The organism is Terasakiispira papahanaumokuakeensis (genome assembly GCF_001709345.1).
Taxonomy (GTDB): Bacteria; Pseudomonadota; Gammaproteobacteria; order Pseudomonadales; family Halomonadaceae; genus Terasakiispira; species Terasakiispira papahanaumokuakeensis.
Genome location: NZ_MDTQ01000001.1, coordinates 3,319,535 through 3,340,191, shown reverse-complemented (window position 1 = coordinate 3,340,191; position 20,657 = coordinate 3,319,535). Strand labels below are relative to the sequence as shown.

22 protein-coding genes are annotated in these 20,657 nt (G+C 53.1%); 14 read left to right on the top strand and 8 right to left on the bottom strand.

Annotated elements, in window-relative coordinates; genetic code table 11:
* Positions 1–64: 64 nt before the first annotated feature.
* Together BFW38_RS14515 and BFW38_RS14510 are read right to left on the bottom strand one after the other, a co-directional pair.
* Entirely contained in the window at positions 65–1,792 is a 1,728-nt protein-coding gene (locus BFW38_RS14515; protein WP_068999546.1) for a putative bifunctional diguanylate cyclase/phosphodiesterase, read from the bottom strand.
* Positions 1,793–1,961: 169 nt separating this feature from the next.
* Positions 1,962–2,930, bottom strand: coding sequence for a polyprenyl synthetase family protein (locus BFW38_RS14510; RefSeq protein WP_245686172.1), 969 nt, complete (start codon positions 2,928–2,930; stop codon positions 1,962–1,964).
* A 241-nt stretch (positions 2,931–3,171) separates the two neighbouring features.
* Between BFW38_RS14510 and BFW38_RS14505 the strand changes: the two genes are divergently transcribed.
* On the top strand, positions 3,172–3,495 hold the full coding sequence (locus BFW38_RS14505) for a hypothetical protein (protein ID WP_068999544.1): 324 nt from the start codon (positions 3,172–3,174) through the stop codon (positions 3,493–3,495).
* Positions 3,496–3,576: 81 nt separating this feature from the next.
* Complete coding sequence (locus tag BFW38_RS14500; RefSeq protein WP_068999543.1) at positions 3,577–3,876, top strand: hypothetical protein; 300 nt, start codon at positions 3,577–3,579, stop codon at positions 3,874–3,876.
* A gap of 68 nt (positions 3,877–3,944) precedes the next feature.
* Here the strand turns inward: BFW38_RS14500 and BFW38_RS14495 are convergent, their stop codons facing one another.
* Both BFW38_RS14495 and fabF read right to left on the bottom strand, forming a co-directional pair.
* A complete protein-coding gene (locus BFW38_RS14495; RefSeq protein WP_068999542.1) occupies positions 3,945–4,331 on the bottom strand; it encodes a glutaredoxin family protein in 387 nt (128 codons plus the stop codon).
* 269 nt (positions 4,332–4,600) lie between these two features.
* On the bottom strand, positions 4,601–5,902 hold the full coding sequence (gene fabF / locus BFW38_RS14490; RefSeq protein ID WP_245686171.1) for a beta-ketoacyl-ACP synthase II: 1,302 nt from the start codon (positions 5,900–5,902) through the stop codon (positions 4,601–4,603).
* A 135-nt stretch (positions 5,903–6,037) separates the two neighbouring features.
* On the opposite strand from fabF, the gene BFW38_RS14485 reads away from it, so the two are divergent.
* From BFW38_RS14485 to BFW38_RS14445, 9 genes are all read left to right on the top strand, one after another.
* Positions 6,038–6,667 carry a TetR/AcrR family transcriptional regulator gene (locus BFW38_RS14485; RefSeq protein ID WP_068999541.1) on the top strand — a complete coding sequence of 210 codons (630 nt, stop codon included), beginning with the start codon at positions 6,038–6,040 and terminating at the stop codon, positions 6,665–6,667.
* Positions 6,668–6,852: 185 nt separating this feature from the next.
* Positions 6,853–7,164 (top strand): 50S ribosomal protein L21, encoded by a 312-nt coding sequence (gene rplU, locus BFW38_RS14480; RefSeq protein WP_068999540.1) that lies wholly within the window; start codon positions 6,853–6,855, stop codon positions 7,162–7,164.
* A 58-nt stretch (positions 7,165–7,222) separates the two neighbouring features.
* The gene (rpmA, locus tag BFW38_RS14475) at positions 7,223–7,480 is read left to right on the top strand and encodes a 50S ribosomal protein L27 (RefSeq protein WP_068999539.1); all 258 of its coding nucleotides are present in this window, start codon (positions 7,223–7,225) and stop codon (positions 7,478–7,480) included.
* 68 nt (positions 7,481–7,548) lie between these two features.
* Positions 7,549–8,742, top strand: a complete 1,194-nt coding sequence (gene cgtA / locus BFW38_RS14470) for an Obg family GTPase CgtA (protein WP_068999538.1) — start codon at positions 7,549–7,551, stop codon at positions 8,740–8,742.
* An 11-nt stretch (positions 8,743–8,753) separates the two neighbouring features.
* Entirely contained in the window at positions 8,754–9,893 is a 1,140-nt protein-coding gene (proB, locus tag BFW38_RS14465) for a glutamate 5-kinase (RefSeq protein WP_068999537.1), read from the top strand.
* Positions 9,894–10,157: 264 nt separating this feature from the next.
* Positions 10,158–10,427, top strand: coding sequence for a 30S ribosomal protein S20 (gene rpsT, locus BFW38_RS14460; RefSeq protein WP_068999536.1), 270 nt, complete (start codon positions 10,158–10,160; stop codon positions 10,425–10,427).
* 244 nt (positions 10,428–10,671) lie between these two features.
* Positions 10,672–12,228, top strand: coding sequence for a murein biosynthesis integral membrane protein MurJ (murJ, locus tag BFW38_RS14455; RefSeq protein WP_068999535.1), 1,557 nt, complete (start codon positions 10,672–10,674; stop codon positions 12,226–12,228).
* 56 nt (positions 12,229–12,284) lie between these two features.
* Positions 12,285–12,638, top strand: a complete 354-nt coding sequence (locus BFW38_RS17990; protein ID WP_175400990.1) for a hypothetical protein — start codon at positions 12,285–12,287, stop codon at positions 12,636–12,638.
* Positions 12,635–13,432 carry a PilW family protein gene (locus BFW38_RS14445; protein WP_139116640.1) on the top strand — a complete coding sequence of 266 codons (798 nt, stop codon included), beginning with the start codon at positions 12,635–12,637 and terminating at the stop codon, positions 13,430–13,432. Before BFW38_RS17990 ends, BFW38_RS14445 begins: the two co-directional genes overlap by 4 nt.
* Positions 13,433–13,511: 79 nt before the next feature.
* Here the strand turns inward: BFW38_RS14445 and BFW38_RS14440 are convergent, their stop codons facing one another.
* From BFW38_RS14440 to BFW38_RS14425, 4 genes are all read right to left on the bottom strand, one after another.
* Positions 13,512–13,799: a MarR family transcriptional regulator gene (locus tag BFW38_RS14440; RefSeq protein ID WP_068999532.1), complete on the bottom strand. Its 288-nt coding sequence runs from the start codon at positions 13,797–13,799 to the stop codon at positions 13,512–13,514.
* A complete protein-coding gene (locus tag BFW38_RS14435; RefSeq protein ID WP_068999531.1) occupies positions 13,799–16,084 on the bottom strand; it encodes an FdhF/YdeP family oxidoreductase in 2,286 nt (761 codons plus the stop codon). Before BFW38_RS14435 ends, BFW38_RS14440 begins: the two co-directional genes overlap by 1 nt.
* The gene (locus tag BFW38_RS14430) at positions 16,081–16,890 is read right to left on the bottom strand and encodes a formate dehydrogenase accessory sulfurtransferase FdhD (RefSeq protein ID WP_068999530.1); all 810 of its coding nucleotides are present in this window, start codon (positions 16,888–16,890) and stop codon (positions 16,081–16,083) included. Before BFW38_RS14430 ends, BFW38_RS14435 begins: the two co-directional genes overlap by 4 nt.
* A 223-nt stretch (positions 16,891–17,113) precedes the next feature.
* The gene (locus tag BFW38_RS14425) at positions 17,114–17,980 is read right to left on the bottom strand and encodes a LysR family transcriptional regulator (RefSeq protein WP_068999529.1); all 867 of its coding nucleotides are present in this window, start codon (positions 17,978–17,980) and stop codon (positions 17,114–17,116) included.
* Between the two features lie 276 nt (positions 17,981–18,256).
* Between BFW38_RS14425 and BFW38_RS14420 the strand changes: the two genes are divergently transcribed.
* The 3 genes from BFW38_RS14420 (at position 18,257) to ribF (ending at position 20,577) form a co-directional block, all read left to right on the top strand.
* A complete protein-coding gene (locus BFW38_RS14420; protein ID WP_139116639.1) occupies positions 18,257–18,865 on the top strand; it encodes a hypothetical protein in 609 nt (202 codons plus the stop codon).
* On the top strand, positions 18,865–19,371 hold the full coding sequence (locus BFW38_RS14415; RefSeq protein WP_068999527.1) for a pilus assembly FimT family protein: 507 nt from the start codon (positions 18,865–18,867) through the stop codon (positions 19,369–19,371). Before BFW38_RS14420 ends, BFW38_RS14415 begins: the two co-directional genes overlap by 1 nt.
* Positions 19,372–19,563: 192 nt before the next feature.
* Entirely contained in the window at positions 19,564–20,577 is a 1,014-nt protein-coding gene (gene ribF / locus BFW38_RS14410) for a bifunctional riboflavin kinase/FAD synthetase (protein ID WP_068999526.1), read from the top strand.
* The last annotated feature ends 80 nt before the right edge of the window (positions 20,578–20,657 follow it).

Below are 20,657 nucleotides of genomic sequence, written 5' to 3'. Positions count from 1 at the left end.
TATGTGGCGCGTATTATATAGGCGTTTTGGTTTTATGCAAGCTTTTTGTATTTAAAACCCTACGTTATATCGCTTTAGACGTTAATTGTTGGCGGAATGTTTGTGGCTGGGTGAGCCACTCAACCAAGGCTTCAGCCGCCATTGGCCGCCCCATATAAAAGCCTTGGCCTTCTTCACAGCCCAGTTCTGCGAGCAGGGCGAGTTGTTCTGAGGTTTCGACCCCTTCGGCTGTCACTGAAATGCCCATTCGGTGTGCCATGCCGGTGACCGCCTGCACAATGGCGACATCCGCAGGGTCATAGACCAAGTCAGTGATAAAGCCTCGATCAATTTTGAGCGTTTGGATTGGCAAGTGTTTGAGATAGCCTAATGAGGAGTAACCTGCACCAAAGTCATCCAGCGCGAGGCTGACGCCCATTTCGCGTAGCTCTTGCAAGGCTTCCAGGCTTTGATGGAAGTTTTCAATCATGAGACTTTCGGTAATCTCAAGCTCAAGCCATTGAGCCTCTAACTTGGCATGGCTGAGACTTTTCGCGACTACTTCCGTCAGGTTGCTTTGCTGAAACTGTTTGGCCGATAAATTAACGGAGACTCTGAACGGCGGCAGGTCCATGCTATGCCATTGGGTCAGTTGACGACAGGCGGTGAGTAAGACCCATTCGCCGACCGACGTAATGAGCCCCATGTCTTCCAGCATGGGAATAAATTCTGCGGGTGAGACCGGAATGCCTTCAGGGTTTTTCCATCTCAAGAGGGCTTCAACACTCCGCAAACTGCCATCACTCATCGCAATACGGGGCTGGTACTCAAGATAAAACTCTTTATGGAGTAAGGCCTGGCGAAGCTGGTTCTCTAGTTTAAAGCGGTCATGGGCCGCATACATCATGTCTTCGGTATAGAAATGATATTGCTGACCGCCTGATTTTTTAGCGCGATGCATTGCGGCATCAACATTGCGCAGAATTTGGTCTGCTTTATGGCCATCATCTGGGTAAATCGAAATCCCCATGCTGGCGCTGATATAGCTCTCTCGATCACCCAGGAGAAAAGGGCGCTCCAGTTCGTGGAGTAACTTATGGGCGGTATAGGCCAGTGTTCGAGTGTTGCGAATCGAGGGAAAGATGGCGATAAATTCGTCACTGCTATTACGGGCCAGCATGGCATTCTCTGGCAACATTTCTTGCAAGCGACAGGCGACTTGATGGAGTAGCTCATCACCCAATTTGGGGCCAAGGCTATCATTCAGTGTTTTGAAGCGGTCCAGGTCTAAACAGATGACGGCCAATTGATGTTGATGGTGTTTGGCCCTTGCCACTTCTTCATCGAGCTGGCTCAACATCATGGTGCGATTGGGTAAGCCGGTGACTGGGTCATGATGCATTAACCAGACCAAGCGTTCTTGCGTGCTTTGATCCTGAGTAATGCTATTACCGATGCTGGCGTAGTGAGTGATGTTGTTCTCTGAGTCACGCAGAGCAATCAGCGTTTTCTCTTCGTAGAATAAAGTGCCGTCAGCGCGTCGATTGATAAAAATATCATGAAAATCACGGCCCTGGTTTAGGCTGTTCCAGAGTCGACGGTAAAAGTGCTGATCATGCTGGTCAGAGCGGAGCAATGCGGGGGTTTTACCCAAAACCTGATTCTGTCGGTGGCCAGTACCGACTTCCCAGGCGTGGTTGACGTAAACGATATAGCCATCGAGGTCCGTAATCATCACCATGTCGGTCGTTTGTTCAACGAGACTGGCAAGGACGGAACTGTCGAGGGGCAGCACAGTAGTCACAGGGTGCATCGGATCTCGCAGGCTGAATTCATCAAGCTAATGACTTAAGACGCGGTAGTCATGCTTTTAAGTTATACACGGATTGCATGCTTTTCTCTAGCATCCTGGCGTTTGCTGACATCACTTTTTGTTGAATATTAATATTTTATAATATTGGGCCGGTCGGCGGCCAGGTATCTCATGTTCGCCGTGATATCGCCAGCTCGGCCAGGTCGTGAAGGGCTTGTCGGCAAGGGCCTGATGGCAAATGGTGCAGTTGTGCCTGAGCCTGGCGAGCACAGGCGATGGCCTTGTTTCGGGTGTAGCTCAAGGCTTGTGTTTCTTGAATGATTGTCATCACCTCACTCAGTTGATCCAGCCCACCTTGACGGATGGCTTGGCGGATCACTTTGGCCTGGGCTTCGGTGCCGACCGCCATGGCTTGAATCAGCGGTAGTGTGGGTTTGCCTTCAGCAAGGTCATCGCCCACATTTTTCCCCATAGTCTCAGCATCACCTTCATAGTCCAGCAGGTCGTCAATCAATTGAAAAGCGAGCCCCAGCTGGCAACCGTACTCACGCAATGCTTCTTCGGCTTCGGGGCTTGCTTCTGCCAGAATAGCGCCACTGTGAGAGGCGGCTTCAAATAGCATGGCGGTTTTACCATGGATGACGTCCATGTACTGCGTCTCGGTCACGCGAGGGTTGCGGACGTTGGTCAGTTGCATGACCTCGCCTTCAGCAATGACACAGGTCGCATGGGAGAGCACTTCCATAATGCGCATGGAACCGACTTTGACCATCATTTCAAATGATCGGGAGTAGAGAAAGTCACCGACCAGGACACAGGAGGCATTGCTCCATTGAGTGTTGGCGGTGGGTCGTCCTCGTCGCAGGGTCGATTCATCCACGACGTCATCGTGCAGCAGTGTGGAGGTGTGCATGAACTCGATCAGTGCTGCAAGCCGATGATGGCGTTCCCCTGAGTAGCCGAGGCTACGAGCGGCCAGCAGGGTGAGCAGTGGGCGTAGGCGCTTGCCCCCACTACTGATGATGTAATCCCCGATTTTTTCAACCAAAGGGACATTGGAGCTGAGTTCATCGCGGATGACACGATCAACGGCGAGAAAATCATCTTTTACTACATCGTGAACTGAAGTCGAGGTCACTGCATGCACTCACAAATCAGGCAAATGGCGGGCTACAGCATGCTAGGGAGGCGCTGCCGGGGTGTCAAGCAACGAAGCACTGATCGAGGGAGATAAATGTCAGTTTTTTATCGGCGGACCCAAAAAGGCATCATCTGAATGACAATCTCTTTATAATGCGGACCGGTTATCCGTGAGGCGTTGGTTGTGTTGAAGGGCCTCTAGAGAATACAAGCGGTATATCCATAGGGTGTGAGTAAATATGTTGAAGCAGAGCGTGACGCGAGCGGCGACAGTGTTTGGTATCGCAATACAGATTGTATTGAGTTACTTCGGTACCGCAGGCGCGGTGTTTTTTGTTTCTCGGTTGGCGCGCTCAGGGCATTTGCTGGAGTCGCAAACGGCGCCCCTGATCAAAATCGCGTTTTTGTTGCCTTTGTTTAGTTTTATTGCGCTAGGTGGTTTGATTTTAAGCTATCAGCGTCAGCATTCTAGGCGCGCATACAGCTGGCATGCTTTGCCGGTCGTGGCGATTGCCGCTTATGTCTTTTACATCGCCTGGCTCGGCGGTGTATTGCCGGGCTAATTCATGGCCGGATGTTTTCTGATGAAGCGCGCCATGCGCTATTGATGAGTTCACGATGATAGAGGATAAAGGGCGAGACCTATGATGTCGTTGACCGGGTTGATACTGAGTATTTTGTTCCAAATTGGTTGGGGGTTCTGGGGGGCGATGTTGGCTGTTTTTGCGGGGGCTGGGGTGGCCAATGCGACAACGCTTTCGCCTTTTCAAGATCGTTTATTCAGCGCCGCGATTTTTGCTTTTCCTGTACTCAGCGCGCTGGTGATTTTGATCTTAATTTATGGTTATCGGCATCAGTTTAGTGGCGCTGTTTACTGGTGGCATGCATTACCGATTGGTTGTTTGATGGTGTATATCAGCTATCTGAGCTTGCTCAGCCGTTGAAGAGGGGCTGATCTTTGCTGACGGCATGAAGTCCCGTCAGCAAAGGGTGAACTCGCTAACATATGAGATCAGGCAAAGCGCTGTTCTAGCCAAGCGTTGATCTGATCTGACTCATAGAGCCATTGCGTATGGCCATCATCGTGTTGAATGCGTAGGCAGGGGACTTTTACCTTGCCGCCTTCTTGCGCCAGTGTTTGCCTGTGTTCGCTGTTGTGTTGGGCATCTCTGAGTTCAATGGGTAGTGCAAGGCGATGGATTTGTTTGCGCACCTTGATGCAGAAAGGGCAGCTTTTAAATTGATACAGCGCCAGCTGCTGACATTGCTGATCCACCTGGGCTTGAGCGTTGGCCTCTCGGGTCATGGCCGTGGGGCGCGTTAGGCGTTCACTGATAAGCATGAACGGAGTTAGGATCAGGCGTAACGTGCGGAAGAAGTAGCGAATAACAACTTTCATGAAAGCTCCGGCGGGTCGATCTGCGTGAAATAAGCGAGTTGAGCTGATGGGGCCGTCGTGCGGCGATCGAGCGTGCAACCTGCCTATGCTAACTTGATCATGACGCTATTCGCGATGCGAAGTTCCACGATGCTGTCGGCTTACTTTCCTTTTATATGCGTTTTATGTGCCTTGACGGGACGGGGTCAAGGCGGGTCGGCGGCTGAGCCCCACTTGTGGCTCAGCCGTATCAGGTCGCTCTTGCCGAATGAATGGGCCCCTGAGAGGGCTTAGCTTAATCGGCTGATAATCAGAGCAGCATTAACCCCGCCAAACCCAAACCCATTACACAATACATGTTGTAGCGGTTTGTGTTCAGATTGTTGCCCAACAAACGTCAGGTCTTGTAAGTGGTCATCGGCTTGAACCAAGTTACGATTCGGCGGCATACAGCCTTCCATCACGCTTAAAGCGGAAAAAATGCTTTCGATGCCGCCAGCGGCACCGAGTAGGTGGCCGGTTGATCCTTTGGTGGCGCTGATCGGAATGTGCTTCAGATCATCACCCAGTGCATTACGCAATGAGGCCACTTCTGCATTATCGCCGACTGGCGTTGACGTTGCGTGAGCATTAATGTGATCAATGTCGGCTGGCGTCAGCTGGGCCATTTTTAGTGCTCGGCGAATCGCCGCGGCGGCTCCAGCGCCATCTTCTGGGCCGGCGGTAATATGATGGGCATCCGCACTGGTGCCGTAGCCACTTAATACCGCGAGTGGTCGAGCGCCGCGTGCTTGTGCGTGGGCCAGGGTTTCAATCACCAGTAGGCCTGCGCCTTCACCCATCACAAAGCCATTGCGTTGCGTATCAAAAGGCCTTGAAGCTGCTTCGGGGTGCTCGCGCTCAGGAGAGAGGGCCTTCATGGCATTGAAGCTGGCCAGTGAAAGGGGATCAATGCAGCCCTCTGTTCCGCCGACCAAGGCGACATCAGCCTCGCCTGAACGAATCATGCGCATACCGTCACCAATGGCTTGAACGCCCGCTGCGCAGGCGGTCACCGGGCATCCCATCGGGCCTTTGAAGCCATAGCGAATTGACACTTGGCCTGCCGCTAGATTGGCCAGGAACGCCGGAACGGTAAAGGGTGATAAGCGCCGGTGCCCGCGACTGTCCAATGTTTTCTGAGCTTGCGTAATGGTCGGAAAACCGCCAATGCCCGTGCCGATTAACGTGGCGGTGGCTTCTTGCTCAGCCTGAGTCGTGGGGTGCCAACCTGCTTGCTGAAGGGCTTCTTGTGCAGCCGCTAACGCGTATAATGTGAAAAGATCGAGTTTTTTGCGTTCCTTGCTATTGATCACGTCTTCAGGGTTGAACCCGGCTTCGGGGTCTTCTTCAATGGAGGGCACTTGTCCAGCAATGGCAATAGGGGCTTCGGTGGTGTCGAATCGATCAATCAAGCGAATCCCTGAGACTCCGTTGATGAGGCGATCCCAGCTGGGCTTGACGCCTGCCGCCAGGGGGCTGACCATGCCCATACCTGTGATGACAATGGTGTCAGGGTTCATCGTGGTGGGGTCCATTGCAGACGAAGTCATTGCTGTGTCTCCAGACTCAGGTTGATATCCGCCCACCCTAGCGCTGGAAACGATATGATCAAGATAATATTGTGAGTGTGAGGTTTGAGCGTTATACAATAAAAACGCGTCGTAACCAGGGAGACGCAGAGTCATATGTCTTATCCAACTACCCGGAAGGCTCGATCTCGAGCTCGGATTCTCAGTGCTGCACGCCGGCTGTTTTTTCGCCATGGCTTCGAACGTGTGTCAATTACTCAGGTGATGCGTGAAGCGCAAATGACCCATGGGGCTTTTTATGCCCATTTTGAGTCAAAAGAGGCGCTTTATTCAGCGTGTTTCTTGGATACATTGCAGGATCGCCAGCGTCCCCGGTTGGTGAAGGGGCCTTTGTCTGTTCAGCATTTGATCGCGCTGGCCTCCAGTTGCTGGAATTTACGCCAAGGGGAAGCGCCGAACCTACCCGGGCCTGAGAACGTATTGTTCAATGAGATCGGCAATGATAACGATCGAGTTCGGCGGCTGTTTCAAAGTGCTTATGACCAGCTGCAAAAAATGGTCGAAACACGGCTGATTGCATTACACCGATTGCGTAAATATTCAGAAGTGCCGGCATCGGTGGTACGAGCAAGATCCCGCATCATTTTGGCATCATTGGTCGGGGCGGTGACCATGGCCCGTTTGATGGCTGATGATGATGAGCGCCAGGGCTTGTTGGAGGCAGCGCAAAAGCAGATCATGAGTTTGTTGGAAGCCGCACCGGAAAGTTTGCCTCATAAGGCTTGAGTCTGTCAGGCCAATCACGTAAAATCGCACGTCCTTTCGCCTCCTGCGTTCGAGGTGGCTCCCTGTCACGAAGGTTGCCAAAGTGCCTCCTCTCAACACAGGTTGCATCCGGCCTTGCCGGAGCTGAAGTAGCCCAGGAACGCAGCAGTCCAATCACGGCGAATGTTGTCCAAGCGGAGAGAACGATGTACGCAGTCATCAAAAGTGGCGGTAAGCAGTACCGTGTAGAAGAAGGCCAGACACTGAAGCTAGAGAAGCTGGAAGTGGCGACTGGCGAAACGATCAACTTCGACGAAGTCCTGTTGGTCGGTGAAGGTGAATCCGTCAAGATCGGTACGCCGGTTGTTGAAGGTGCTAAAGTGACCGCCGAAGTGGTTGAGCACGGTCGCGCGAAGAAAGTGAACATCATCAAGTTCCGTCGTCGTAAGCACCACATGAAGCGTCAGGGCCACCGTCAGTGGTTCACTGAAGTCAAAATCACTGGTATTTCTGGTTAAGACGTCACTCTTTGACGTTTTTGTTTTACCGGAAAGTACGCTATAGAGGTAATGCATCATGGCACATAAAAAGGCAGCGGGTAGTACGCGTAACGGTCGCGATTCCGAAAGTAAACGCCTGGGCGTGAAACTGTTTGGTGGCCAAGCCGCCAGCGCCGGCAGCATCATCGTTCGTCAGCGTGGCACTAAGTTTCATGCGGGCACTAACGTTGGTGTAGGCAAAGATTACACGCTTTTCGCTAAGAAAGATGGTGTGATCAAGTTCGAAACCAAGGGTCCAAAAAACCGTCGCTTTGTGAGCGTGGTCGAGGCCTAATTCAAGGCTTTGAGGATCCCCGGCCCCGCCTCACTCGGCGGGGCTTTTTGTATCTGGAGCGGAAGATCATGCAGTTCGTTGATGAAGCACGCATCACCGTAGTCGCGGGTAAAGGCGGCAATGGTTGCCTCAGTTTTCGCCGCGAAAAATATATTCCCAAAGGCGGCCCGGATGGCGGCGATGGTGGCGATGGCGGCAGCGTCTGGCTGGTGGGTGATGAATCACTCAACACCCTGATCGACTTCCGCTACCAGCGTCGGTATCAGGCTCAAAATGGTGAGCCTGGACGGGGTAAGCAGTGTTATGGCAAGGCGGCCGATGACCTAGAAGTGAAAGTACCGGTGGGGACAACGGTCATGGATGAAGACACCTTAGAAGTGTTGGGTGATATTACCGAAGTGGGGCAGCGTTTATGTGTTGCTCAAGGCGGGCGTCGTGGCCTGGGTAATGTACACTTCAAATCTTCAACCAACCGTGCGCCGCGCCGCACTACGCCAGGGACTGAAGGCGAAGAGCGCCGCTTGCATCTGGAAATGAAAGTCATGGCGGATGTTGGGCTCTTGGGTATGCCCAATGCCGGTAAGTCGACCATGATTCGTTCTGTTTCTGCCGCTAAACCTAAAGTGGCGAATTACCCCTTTACGACATTGGTGCCCAACCTGGGTGTTGTGAAAGTCGGGGAGTATCAGCATTTTGTTATGGCGGATATTCCGGGCTTGATCGAAGGGGCTTCTGAGGGCGCAGGGCTTGGGTTACGCTTTTTGCGTCATCTGTCTCGTTGTCGCCTGTTGTTGCAGGTCGTCGATATCGCCCCCTTTGATGAGAGTGATCCGGTCGATGTTGTTGAGTCGATTGAGCACGAGCTGGCGCAATACAGCATGGCATTGGCTCAACGCCCGCGTTGGTTGGTTTTGAATAAGTTGGATATGTTGCCGGATGATGAGCGTGAAGCCCGTTGTGCGGATATTGTTGAGCGTCTGGGCTGGCAAGGGCCTGTCTATCAAGTTTCAGCGGTTGCCGGTGAAGGTACCCAGAAGTTATGCCAAGACATTCAGGCTTGGCTAGAAACCCAGCGTCTTGAAGAAGCCGAAAACCCGGATGCGGCAGAAGCGGAGCGTGAGATCCGCGAACAAATTGAAGCGGAAGAAGTCGCTCGAGTAGAAGCTTGGCTGGCTCGCCGTGAGGCGCGTCAACATCAGGTCGAAGAAGATGACTTTGACGATGATGATGACGACGATGTTGAAGTGGAATACGCGCCCTAAAGGATATCAACATGAATATGACGTCTTCGAGCCACCATCGCCAACGTTTGCAGCAGACGCGACGTCTTGTGGTCAAAATTGGCAGTGCCTTGCTGACCAATGATGGTGAAGCTTTGGATGTCGCCCGCATACAAGGGTGGGCGACCCAGATGGCGGCTTTGATGAAGGCGGGTGTTGAGGTGGTGCTGGTGTCTTCTGGTTCTGTCGCGGCCGGTATGGCACAGCTCGGGTGGCGTCAGCGTCCGAGTGATGTTCATGAGCTTCAGGCCGCCGCCGCAGTAGGGCAAATGGAATTAGTACAGACTTGGGAACATGCCTTCCAGCAACATGGCATTCGAACGGCACAAATTCTGCTGACGCATGATGACTTATCGAACCGCAAGCGTTATCTCAATGCCCGCAGTGCGCTTCGGACATTGCTTGATCTGCGTGTTGTTCCGGTGATTAATGAAAATGACACTGTCGTCACTGATGAAATTCGGTTTGGCGATAATGACACGCTCGGTGCTTTGGCGGCGAACCTGTTGGAAGCCGATACGTTAATTCTGCTGACTGACCAGCTGGGGTTGTTTGATGCTGATCCCCGCCATCACCCAGACGCCCAGCTCATTGAAGAGGCGTTGGCGGAAGATCCCAAAATTCGCGCCGTCGCTGGCGGCGGAGGCGTGTTGGGGCGTGGTGGTATGGCGACCAAAGTACGTGCGGCGCGTTTGGCGGCACGCTCCGGTGCGGCAACGCTGGTGCTGGGGGGGCGAGAAGATGAGGCGTTAACTCGGGCCTTGGCCGGAGAGCCGGTGGGCACCCTATTATTACCCGAGCATGAGCCCATTACGGCGCGAAAACGTTGGCTGGCCGGGCACCTGCAAGTGAAAGGCACCTTGGTGCTGGATGCGGGGGCTGTACGGGCCTTGCGTGATGCGGGTAAGAGTTTGCTGCCGGTTGGTGTCAAGCGTGTTGAAGGTGACTTTCGTCGTGGTGAACTGGTGCAGTGCCTGGATGAAAGCGGTGAGCGGATTGGCAAAGGGCTGTGTAACTATGATGCCGAGGATACGCGCCAGCTAATGGGCCACCCCAGTCATCAAATTGAGGCTTTGTTAGGCTATGTGGAAAGCCCTGAGCTGATTCACCGGGATAATTTTGTATTGATCTAGCCTGATAGCGCCCCGCTTGTCTCGATAGCGCTTCAACTCAAAATGGTCGCAGGCTTTATACTCGGTTTAAAGGTTAATGGTTGAGCTTTTAAGGGCTCTATGGTCAAGAAAGGCTTGGCAGCGACGTCAGTCGCGCGTAAAATGCGCCGCCTATCCAGTCTATCTGTCTGTCGGCAATCGTCTGGACTTTGCACGCGTCGCCGATTCAGTCTACGGATTGTCGGCGCGTTAATTACGATCTTTGAACGACTCTAAGGAGTTATCGTGGCCAATATCAAATCAGCCAAAAAACGTGCGATCCAGTCTGAAAAACGTCGTCTGCACAACGCTGGGATGCGTTCTAAAATGCGTACTCACCTGAAGCGCGTTCTGGCAGCGATCAAAACCGGTGACTGGGAAAAGTCCATGGCGGAATTCCGCGAAGCTCAACGTGTACTTGACCGTGTTGCGGATAAAGACATTGTGAGCAAAAACATGGCTGCCCGTACTAAGAGCCGTCTGAATGCTCGCATCAAGGCCCTGAAAAGCGCCTGATTTGAGCTGACGCAGGCCCATCCTGTGTCATCATGAAAGTAGTCATGAAAAAAGACCGGCTTTGAGTCGGTCTTTTTTTGTGCCAATGTTTTTGTATCGATTGTTTCTTATTGATTGCTTTCTATTGATCGTTTTCTATTGATTGCTTCGTGCCAATCCCGACACTTTTGTTATGAGCGCTTTTATGGGAATGTGCTCACGATAAGCCGCTAACTTGAAGCAGCGCTAAGGCAGAACGCTTTCCATGTCTGAATCTACACCCCGACGCAGTATTCTTCGTTCCGGCATGATTGTCAGTGCCATGACTTTATTGTCGCGTGTACTGGGGCTCGTGCGGGATATTGTGATTGCCGCCTTGGTCGGTGCCGGTGGTGCTGCGGATGCCTTCTTTATTGCGTTTAAAATCCCCAATTTTTTGCGTCGGCTATTTGCTGAAGGCGCATTTAATCAGGCATTCGTTCCTGTGTTATCTGAGTATGTCGAGCAAAAAACACAGCAAGAAGTGCAGCGGTTGGTGAATGCTGTTGCCGGTTGTCTGGGGCTTGTGTTGACGCTGGTGACGGGGTTGGCAATGCTGGGAGCGCCGTTATTAGTCTGGCTTTTTGCGCCGGGGTTTTCTCAGTCGCCTGATAAGCTGGCACTGACTGCTGATTTATTGCGGATGACCTTCCCTTATCTGCTATTGATCTCATTAACTGCTTTCTCGGGCAGTATCTTAAATACCAAAGATCGTTTTGCGGTACCGGCGTTTACGCCTGTATTGTTGAATATTTCACTGATCGCGGCGGCTTGGGGGCTTACCCCTTATGTCAGTGAACCCGCCGTAGCATTGGCCTGGGGGGTGCTGATTGCGGGGGTTGCACAGCTGAGTTTACAGTTGCCTTTTTTGGCCCAGGTCGGGTTACTACCTCGTCCGCAGTTGGTGTGGCAGCATGAGGGGGTTCGACGCATTTTAACGCTGATGACGCCGGCCTTGTTTGGAGTCTCAGTCAGTCAGATCAATTTATTACTTGATACGGTCTTGGCGTCATTTCTGGTCGATGGCAGTGTGGGTTGGCTGTACTACTCTGATCGTTTGGTGGAGTTGCCTTTGGGGGTTATCGGGGTGGCGATCGGGACCGTTATTTTGCCAACATTATCTCGCCAGCATGCCAGTGCCGATCAAGAACGCTTTGCGGTGTTGATGGACTGGGCGCTGAGAATGGTAATATTGGTCGGCGTTCCCGCTGCCGTAGCGCTGATATTGCTGGCTGAGCCTTTGTTGGCGACCTTATTTCAGTACGGTGCGATGACCGCACATGATACTGCCATGGCAGCGATGAGCTTGCGGGCTTATGCATTGGGACTGCTCGCATTTATGCTGATTAAGGTGCTCGCTCCGGGCTATTTTGCGCGTCAAGATACGCGCACGCCGGTTAAGGTGGCGATTAAGGCGATGATCGCCAATATGGTTTTAAATTTATTATTGATTGGGCCGCTGGCGCATGCTGGGTTAGCACTAGCGACCGCCTTGTCTGCCTTTATGAATGCCGGCCTATTGGCATGGGGTCTACACCGAGAGGGTGTGCTGAAACGTCAGCCTGGTTGGGGCCGCTTTATATTACAGCTGTTGTTGGCGCTGGTAGGTATGCTGGCTGTTTTGTATGGATTGATGCCTGAGGTTTCGCAATGGACGCGTTGGACCCTAGAGCACAGGATTGTGCATTTATTAATATTAGTGGGCAGCGGTTTGCTCAGCTACCTGATGTTGTTATTGCTGACCGGCGTCAGATTGCGCCATTTGCGCGGGCCTCTACACTAACCAACACCTCGGCTCAAGCGCTAGCAGGGCCTCTCTCTCGACAGTCGGGCATCGGTTTGTTGGAAGCGATGCTCTCGCTCATGGTGTTGTCTGGCCTCTTGCTGGTGATGGTCGATCAGCTCGGTGCCACTTACCGACAGCAACAACAACTCCAACGTTATGATCAGGCACATTGGGCGATTGCTGATCTTTTGGCGCGTCTTGAGCAGTCGAGTACCCCTTCGATTTATCGCGGTACTTGTCCTATAGATGAGGGCTCCAGCGACTGGGCCCAATGGTGTGCTCAAGCTCGCCGTCAATTGGGCTCAGCATTTCACGCACAAGCACATTGGCAGTCGGGTTACTGGCAGCTTGAGCTGCGGTGGTCTTTGTCTCATCCGCCATTAACGGCACGCTGGGTACAACCATGAGACGCTTGCGTCACTCAGGATTCTCGCTGATCAGCATGTTGCTAGGATTGGCGATCAGTAGCCTTCTAGTGTTAGCGCTGGTGCAGAGCTGGCAGTTGGTGGGGCGAGGCGTTCAGATTCAGCAGGTTCGTCAACAGGTGCATGATAATGTGCAGCTTGCCGCTTGGCTTATTCGTGAAGACCTGAAACAAGCTTCGACGATTGTGTGGGCTCAAACACGAAGTGCGGGTGGCCTTCAAGAAGCTGAACCGGGCATTGCAGCATCGGCCATTAGGCCTCAAGCAGGAGAGGACTGGCTTTCCCTCGCGATTCCGGTACTGAGTCTGGGGCCCTCTGTGAGTGTGGCTCAATTGAATCAGCGCCATTATTGGCCCCAGGGGGCCGATGGTCTACGCTTTCAGCCTCCGGTTAAGCCCGTGCGAAGTGCTTGGTATCTGCGGCGTGATAGTCAGCGACGGTTGACGCTTTATCAGAAGTTATCCTGTACCCGTCCAGATGAATGCCATTGGAGTCTGCCGACCCGGCCTCAAGTGGCGGGTATTAGGCATCTTGAGTTTCAATATCAAACGAAAGGAAGCGCTTTGTGGCAAACAGCGGAGTCACTGAACTGGCAGACCGGTACGAGGGTTCGGGCGGTTCGTTTTGCGGTGACGGCTTGCGCAAAAGGCGCGTCTACTGCTTTTCCTGCCGGGCACCAGGAGTTATTGATGCGACAAGTCGAGGTTGAAGCCGGCCATTACTGCGAGACCATTCGCCAAACTGTGAACTTAGCCGGCGGGCCTTCTTTAGACTAGAGCTCTCTTTAGACAAGAGCTCTTTTTAGATAGAAATCCTCTAGATTAGAACCCGCTTGACGCTAACACCTGCTTGAGACTAGGCGGGGGGTGAGTCTTTTAGCATCAGTTTTAAGCCAGGGCTTTTTCCGCTTTTGCTCGTACTGGTCAGCCAGCCTTTGGCTTCTAAGCTCGCTGCTGCGCGTCTGACTAAGGCGTGCTCTACATCCAGCTGGCGTGAGATGCGGCCAGTATCCTGACGTTCATTGATTGCACTGCGGTCCATCAGGACCGCCAGTAACAAGGCTTCTAAAGGCGTCAGCTCTGGGCGCTGATTCATCAGCGCCTGAGCTTGTGCCAAGAGAGCCGGTGAGCTGTCTGTTGTCATCAGACTAACCGTTGACTCGGGACTAAGCGGATCGCCACGGACTTAGAGTTGGGCGTGTTGCTTTTAACCCCAACGCTGTCCAGCGGGATTAAAGGGTTGGTTTCGGGGTAATAAGCTGCAGCACACCCTGTTGGGGTGTCATATTCTACGATGCGAAAGGCTTCTGCCCGCCGGCTAATGCCATCACTTTCATCGCCGATGAGATCGACAAAGTCACCCGCCTTGAATTTCAGGCGCTGAAGATCATCACGATTGATAAATATGACACGGCGCTGCCCTTCGACACCCCGATAACGGTCGTTATAGCCATAAATAGTAGTGTTGTACTGATCGTGGCTACGCATGGTTTGTAATGTCAGCCAGCCCTCTTTTTGAGACAGTTGCTGATGCAGTACCTGGGCGGGCAAGGGATCGGCACTAAAATGTGCTTTGCCATTATCTGTCGGAAACTTGCGGCGCGCCCCTGGATTGACCAACCAAAACCCACGAGGCTGACGGACGCGCTCATTGAAGCGATCAAAGCCCGGGATGACCTGAGCGACATGATCCCGGATGACATCATAATCAGCGCGCATTGCCGCCCAATCGACGTGCTCGCTTCCGATCAAGCGCTCGGCTACCTGTGTCAGAATTTCAATTTCACTGCGTAATAATGTCGAGGCCGGTGGATGAATACCGGCAGAGCCATGCACCATGCTCATGGAATCTTCGACAGTAATGAGCTGGGCGGAGCCGTCGGCTTTGGCATCGACTTCGACGCGACCAATGCACGGTAAGATCAATGCATCTCGGCCGGTTGTCAGATGACTGCGATTCAGTTTTGTACTGATGTGGACCGTGAGGTTGCAACTTTCTAATGCTTGCTCACAGACATAAGAATCTGAGGTTGCACGAGCAAAGTTGCCTGCCAGGCCGATAAAGACTTTAGCTTTACCATCACGCATGGCACGAATGGCACTGACGGTGTCATAACCGTGTTCGCGTGGCATCGGGACGCCGTATTGCTTTTCAAGCGCATCAAGGAAAGCGGCTTTGGGCTTTTCATTGATGCCCATGGTCCGGTCCCCTTGCACATTGGAGTGGCCGCGGACTGGACAGGTGCCTGCGCCAGGTTTGCCGATATTGCCTCGCAGCATCAAGAAGTTCACCACTTCTCTTAGCATGATGACTGAATGCTCATGCTGTGTTAGCCCCATCGCCCAGCAGCAAATCGTGGCATTAGAGCGGATATAGACTTCTGCCGCTTGCGTCAGGTCGTCCTGGGATAAGCCGGATTGTGCCTCAATCGATGCCCACGAGGTCGCTTCAACGAGTGCACGATAAGCTTCCATACCGTCGGTATAGGTATTGATAAAGTCATGGTCAAGAATGCCGCCATCACGCGCTTCGCGTTCAAAGACTACTTTAGCCATGCCTCGAATGGCCGCCATATCGCCGCCCAGTTTCGGCTGCAAATACATTGAGCTGATATTGCCGCTACCTTTGTGCAGCATTTCTAGCTTACGTTGAGGGTCTGAAAAGCGTTCGAGTCCGCGCTCTTTTAGCGTATTGAAAGCCACGATTTGGCAGCCGCGTTCAGCGGCTTCACGCAAAGTCCCCAACATACGCGGATGGTTGGTACCTGGGTTATGGCCGAAAGTGAAGATGGCATCAGCTTGTTCGAAATCTTCCAGTAGCACACTGCCTTTACCAATGCCCAGTGCTTCAATCAGTGCGGTGCCGCTGGCCTCGTGGCACATGTTGGAACAGTCTGGAAGATTATTGGTGCCATACAGGCGCGCTAACAGTTGGAAGACGTAGGCGGACTCATTGCCTGCCTTACCGGAGGTGTAGAAGAGGGCTTCATCGGGCGTTGCCAGTGCTTTGAGATGATCGGCGATCATATCGTAGGCGGTTTCCCAGGTGATCTGCTCGTAATGATCGGTGCTGGGGTTGTAGCGCATGGGGGCCGTTAAGCGTCCTTGGTCTTCCAGACGATAGTCATCCCAGCTTTTCATTTCAGTCACGCTATAGCGTTCGAAAAACTCGGGCTTAACGCGTTTGGCGGTGGTTTCCCAGGTGACAGCTTTTACACCGTTTTCGCAAAACTCAAATGATGAGCCGTGTTCGGGGTCCCCCCAAGCGCACCCAGGACAGTCAAAACCATCTGGCTGGTTCATCTTCAGTAATGATTGAATATTGCTGAGAGACGCTTGGCTATGAAGCAGGTGTTTGCCCACAGATTTGAGTGCTCCCCAGCCTCCGGCAGCACTTTTATACTGATAGATGCGTGCTTTGGTATTCATGATGACTTGTCCTCTGTCTGTGCGTTCGCATGAGGCGCAACAGGTGCAATGGTCTTTTTTCGGCCTCGACTCAACAGCTGCAAGCGACGTCCGCGGTGGCAGCATACGAGGTTGAGTCCGCATAAGCGGGCGGTTTCAATCGCGAGAGTCGAGGGGTAAGAAAGGGTGCCGAGACAGCTGATGCCGGCACGGACACTTTTTTGAATGAGTTCAAGGCTGCAGCGACTGGAGACGAGTGCTGCTTGCGGCATTTGATGCTGGCGCAGCCCTTTGCCAATGAGTTTATCGAGTGCATTGTGACGTCCAATATCACGCCCCCAGCTCAGCGTTTGTTGCTGGTCTAGGCCGAGCGCGATATGAAGACCCCGTTCGCTATGTGTTTCCAGTGCTGACATTAAGCGTTGCCAGTCTTTGCCGGTCGGTAGGTCCGCAGGAGGTAGGGGCAATAATCCTTCAAACATCAATCGCTCGTCAGCACTACCGCAGCGCCCGCAGCTGCTGGTGGCGGTACCGACTCGACGCTTTTCCAGGGCCGGCTGCAGCAAATGGGGCGGGAGCGTGAGGTCGAGTTGAATGCCAAAGCGTTGTTGTTGTTGATTGATGGCTTCAATCTGCTCAACACGGGTGATGAGTCCCTCGCTTAAGGCAAAGCCTAGGGCCCAAGCGTCCAGATCTTCTGGGGTGGCGAGGACAGACGCGTAATGTTGATGATTCAATGAGAGCGTAATGACCAGCTCTGAAGGCGCCGTAAAGGTGTCGATGGCGTCATCAGCGGCCCACTCATAATCACTCAGGACATCGTGCATGAATTAGGCTCTTGATTCAGGTTGTGGGTCTCAATGGTATTCGTCACAGGCTGGACTACGATGAGTTTGAGCTCGGTCATTTAAAACTGACGGACGTAATGACTTACATCAAATAATGGGGGTAGTTTAATCGTGCTAAAGATTGCAGGCTAATGAATAGGTGTAATCTTATGATAGATGCTGTCTATCAAAATGAATCGATAGTCTGAGTGCAGAGGCCCACTTATAACACTGAAAATTGTTTGAGGACTGCGCGTAAGCGAGCGGATTGGCGTTCATTGCGCTTCCATAGCAGCCCGACACGGGCCGCTTGTTCAAGCGGAGGCAGGGCGTGAGAGTGGACGCCCTGAAGGGGCAGCGCTGAGATTAAGCGTTCAGGCATGACAGCGACGGCTTTGCCGCAATGAAGCAGGGTTGCCAATATAGCTAATGAATCGGCCTCAACAACTGATTCGCTGACTACGCCAACACTTTCGAGTTGGGCTCGAATATAAGCGTGGTGCTGCATATCAGGCGTTAACATATACAGTGGAAAGTGCGCGAGATCGGCCCATTGCAACGGGGCAGGCAGAGTGACCTGCTGATCCGCCATGGCCATATAGTGTTCGGTATAAAGCGGTTGAGCGACGAAAGGTTCGGCCGCAGGGACATCCAGATAGCCGACGGCGAGATCGATTTCATCATCGTTCAGTGCTTGCATGAGCCCGAGTGTGGTGTACTCACGTAAACGTAGTTTCAGGGCTGGATAGTCTTGTCGTAACTTGGGCACCCATGATGACACTTCGCCCAGTGCTGAAGGCACCAGGCCAATTTGCAGCCAGCCACTGGGTCCAGAGGTGGGGTCCAGTTCGGCGTAGAGCTCATCGAACTCTGCCAGAATACGTCGGGCGTGACGTAAAACGCGTTGGCCTTCTGGTGTGAATCCTTCGAAGCGCCGTCCCCGTCGAATAAGGGGGGTCCCTAATTCTTCCTCAAGTTGCTTGAGACGCGCGGATAGTGTGGGCTGGGTGACGTGCACCCGTGTGGCGGCGCGGCCGAAATGGCGTTCTTGGGCCAGGGCAACAAGAAAACGAAGTTGTCGATGGTCCACATTGTATCCTTGCGTTGATATAGCGGAACGATCCTGAATCCCGGATCTCTCTGTGCTTGATATTCCGCTGCGTAGGGAAAATTCAGCGGCTACCTTAGCATGCTCGGGATGACGGTGGTATCAGCCTCATCGGCGGCGTTTGATGCGGTCTGTTTTGTGTGGATTGAGGCTCGTTGAGATTGATATGATCTGGGCCATAATGATCTGCCCAAGAATGGCAGGGATGAAGTCGCGCCACCGAGGAGGGCGCGATAGGCAGGAAGCCGGAGATGAGTCATGAAAAGCTGCTCAAGATCTCAGCAGGGTTGGGCTATGCCCTTGGTGATGGTGGCGAGTCTGCTGATGTTATGGATGTTGCTGCCTTTGTGGTCTCAGATCATTCAGGCCACCCCCGTGACCGTTTTGCAAGGACGTTACCAGCAACTAGAAAGTGCTGCTCAAGTGGTGCTGACCCAGGGGCTACATGACATTGTGTGGCCTTATGATCAAAAGGCTTATGAGCATCGCCAGCACCCGGCGATGCGTTGGCTGGCAGCAGGCGATGCCACTGGGCTTGGGGTGGTGCCTGGGCTTGAAGGCGTGATGCCCCCTTGTGATGGTCAGCGCTTGACGGCTCAGACGTGGTCAGGTGTTGATGAGGCCGTGACCGGTTGTTTGCAGATGCTGTTGTTGACCCATGAGACCCAACCGTGGGTCCTGGTGTCATTACGTTTGGAAGATCAAGCGACGGGGTTAACTCGCTACTGGCAGCGCATTGCCTATGCGGAGCCTTTAGCTGACCCCTTGCAAGCGTCATCCGATGCGTCGTCGAGCTTTGCACGTATGCGTTATCACTATCAAGCGGCTTGTTCTTCTGTGGCCGTGCGTTGTGCTGGGTGGCCTTGATGAGAGGTCAGACGAGACGGTTTCAGGCGGGCTGGACGCTGTTAGAGTTGTGGGTGGCTTTGTTCATTGTTGGGGTTTTGCTGAGTGTGGCCATGCCCGGTTGGCAGCAAGTGTCAGCGCGTTGGCGTCAGTCGGCCTCATTGCCCGCGGTCGAAGCCATGTTGCAACAGGCGCGTCAGCAGGCACTTTTGCGTAATCTGCGTTTGAGTTTATGTCCCGTGGTATCACCTGGTGATCAGCAGTGTGCACCGCGTAATCAGGGGGTCGATCAGTGGTTGCTGTTGGATGAGCGCGATCAGGTGTTGGCGCGTTTTGGTCAGGGCCATTATCCCGTTCGCATGACCCGCTCGCGCATCCAAATGCCACCACCTTGGGGGCAGAATTTGGGGGCGTCTGTTTTGGTCTGCACCGGGTTTTCAGCCCGCCCGCCAATTGCTTTGGTGGTGTCCGCGAATGGCCGGGTTCGCCGCGCGGCTAACCCAAGCAATTTAAGTTGTGGTGAATAAACCTTGTTTGCTCGGTTCTTATTACCGGGTTCTCTTTTTCTCTGTTTATGCTTGCTTGGCCCTATTGTTATAGGTTCAAAACCGAGCCATACCTTGGCAGGTATCCCCACCGGCTTGACTTCTATATAATCATTTGTCCACTCAATTGGCTATTAGGCCTTATTGTCCCTGGCATCTTTTGGTTTTGGGCACATGCAACTGATTCGAGGCATTCATAATCTGCGTCCGCAGCATCGTGGCTGTGTTGCGACCATTGGCAATTTTGATGGCGTGCATCTTGGTCATCAGGCCATTTTGCGTCAGGTCAAGTCAGTGGCAGACGTCCATGGTCTGCCTGCTACGGTGATTGTTTTTGAGCCGCAGCCCCGTGAGTTTTTTGCTGGTAACCAGGCACCCCCGCGTTTGAACCGGTTTCGTGAGAAAGTTGTGGCATTGAGAGAGTATGGCGCAGACCGGGTTGTATGCTTGCAATTCAATCCTGTTTTACGTGAATTGACGGGGGAAGCGTTCGTGAGACAAGTCCTGATGAATGGGCTTGGTGTATGTCATTTGGTTGTGGGTGATGATTTTCGGTTTGGCTGCGACCGACGAGGTGATTTCCGATTGCTCAAGCAGATGGGGCAAGACGATGGCTTTGAAGTGGAGAATACGCATACCTACTGTTTGGATGGTGAGCGCATTTCTAGCACGCGAGTGCGAACGACGTTGGCCAGTGGCAATTTGCGCGATGCCGCGCGGTTGTTAGGGCGGCCTTATACCATTGCCAGCCGAGTGGTACATGGCCGAAAATTGGGGCGTACGATTGGTGCTCCCACTGCTAACCTGCTATTGAAAGTCCACCGTCCGGCTTTGAATGGCGTCTTTTCGGTCATGGTGACACTCCCTGACGGTCGACGCTGGCCCGGTGTGGCGAATATTGGGGTCAGGCCCACTGTGGATGGTGTGGCTCCTGCGCTAGAAGTCCATTTGTTGAATTTTTCTGGCGACCTCTATGCGACACGTTTACCGGTGACGTTTCTCGCTCGGCTGCGTGAAGAGCATAAATTTGACAGTATTGATGCCTTAAAAGCGCAGATTGCGCTGGATATCCAGCAGGCACGATCGATGTTTCAGGATCAGGCCGGTACGGGCTGGTCACCTGGGCAGGCTTGGCCTGATGATGTCGCCTTGGATGCGCTTCTGGCCAGTGCGCCTTGTCGCCGCTGAGAGAGCGCTTTGAGTCAATACCGTTTTTGATTAACCGCGTTTTGATTAATCCCGTTTTTAATTAGCCTCGTCTTTGATTA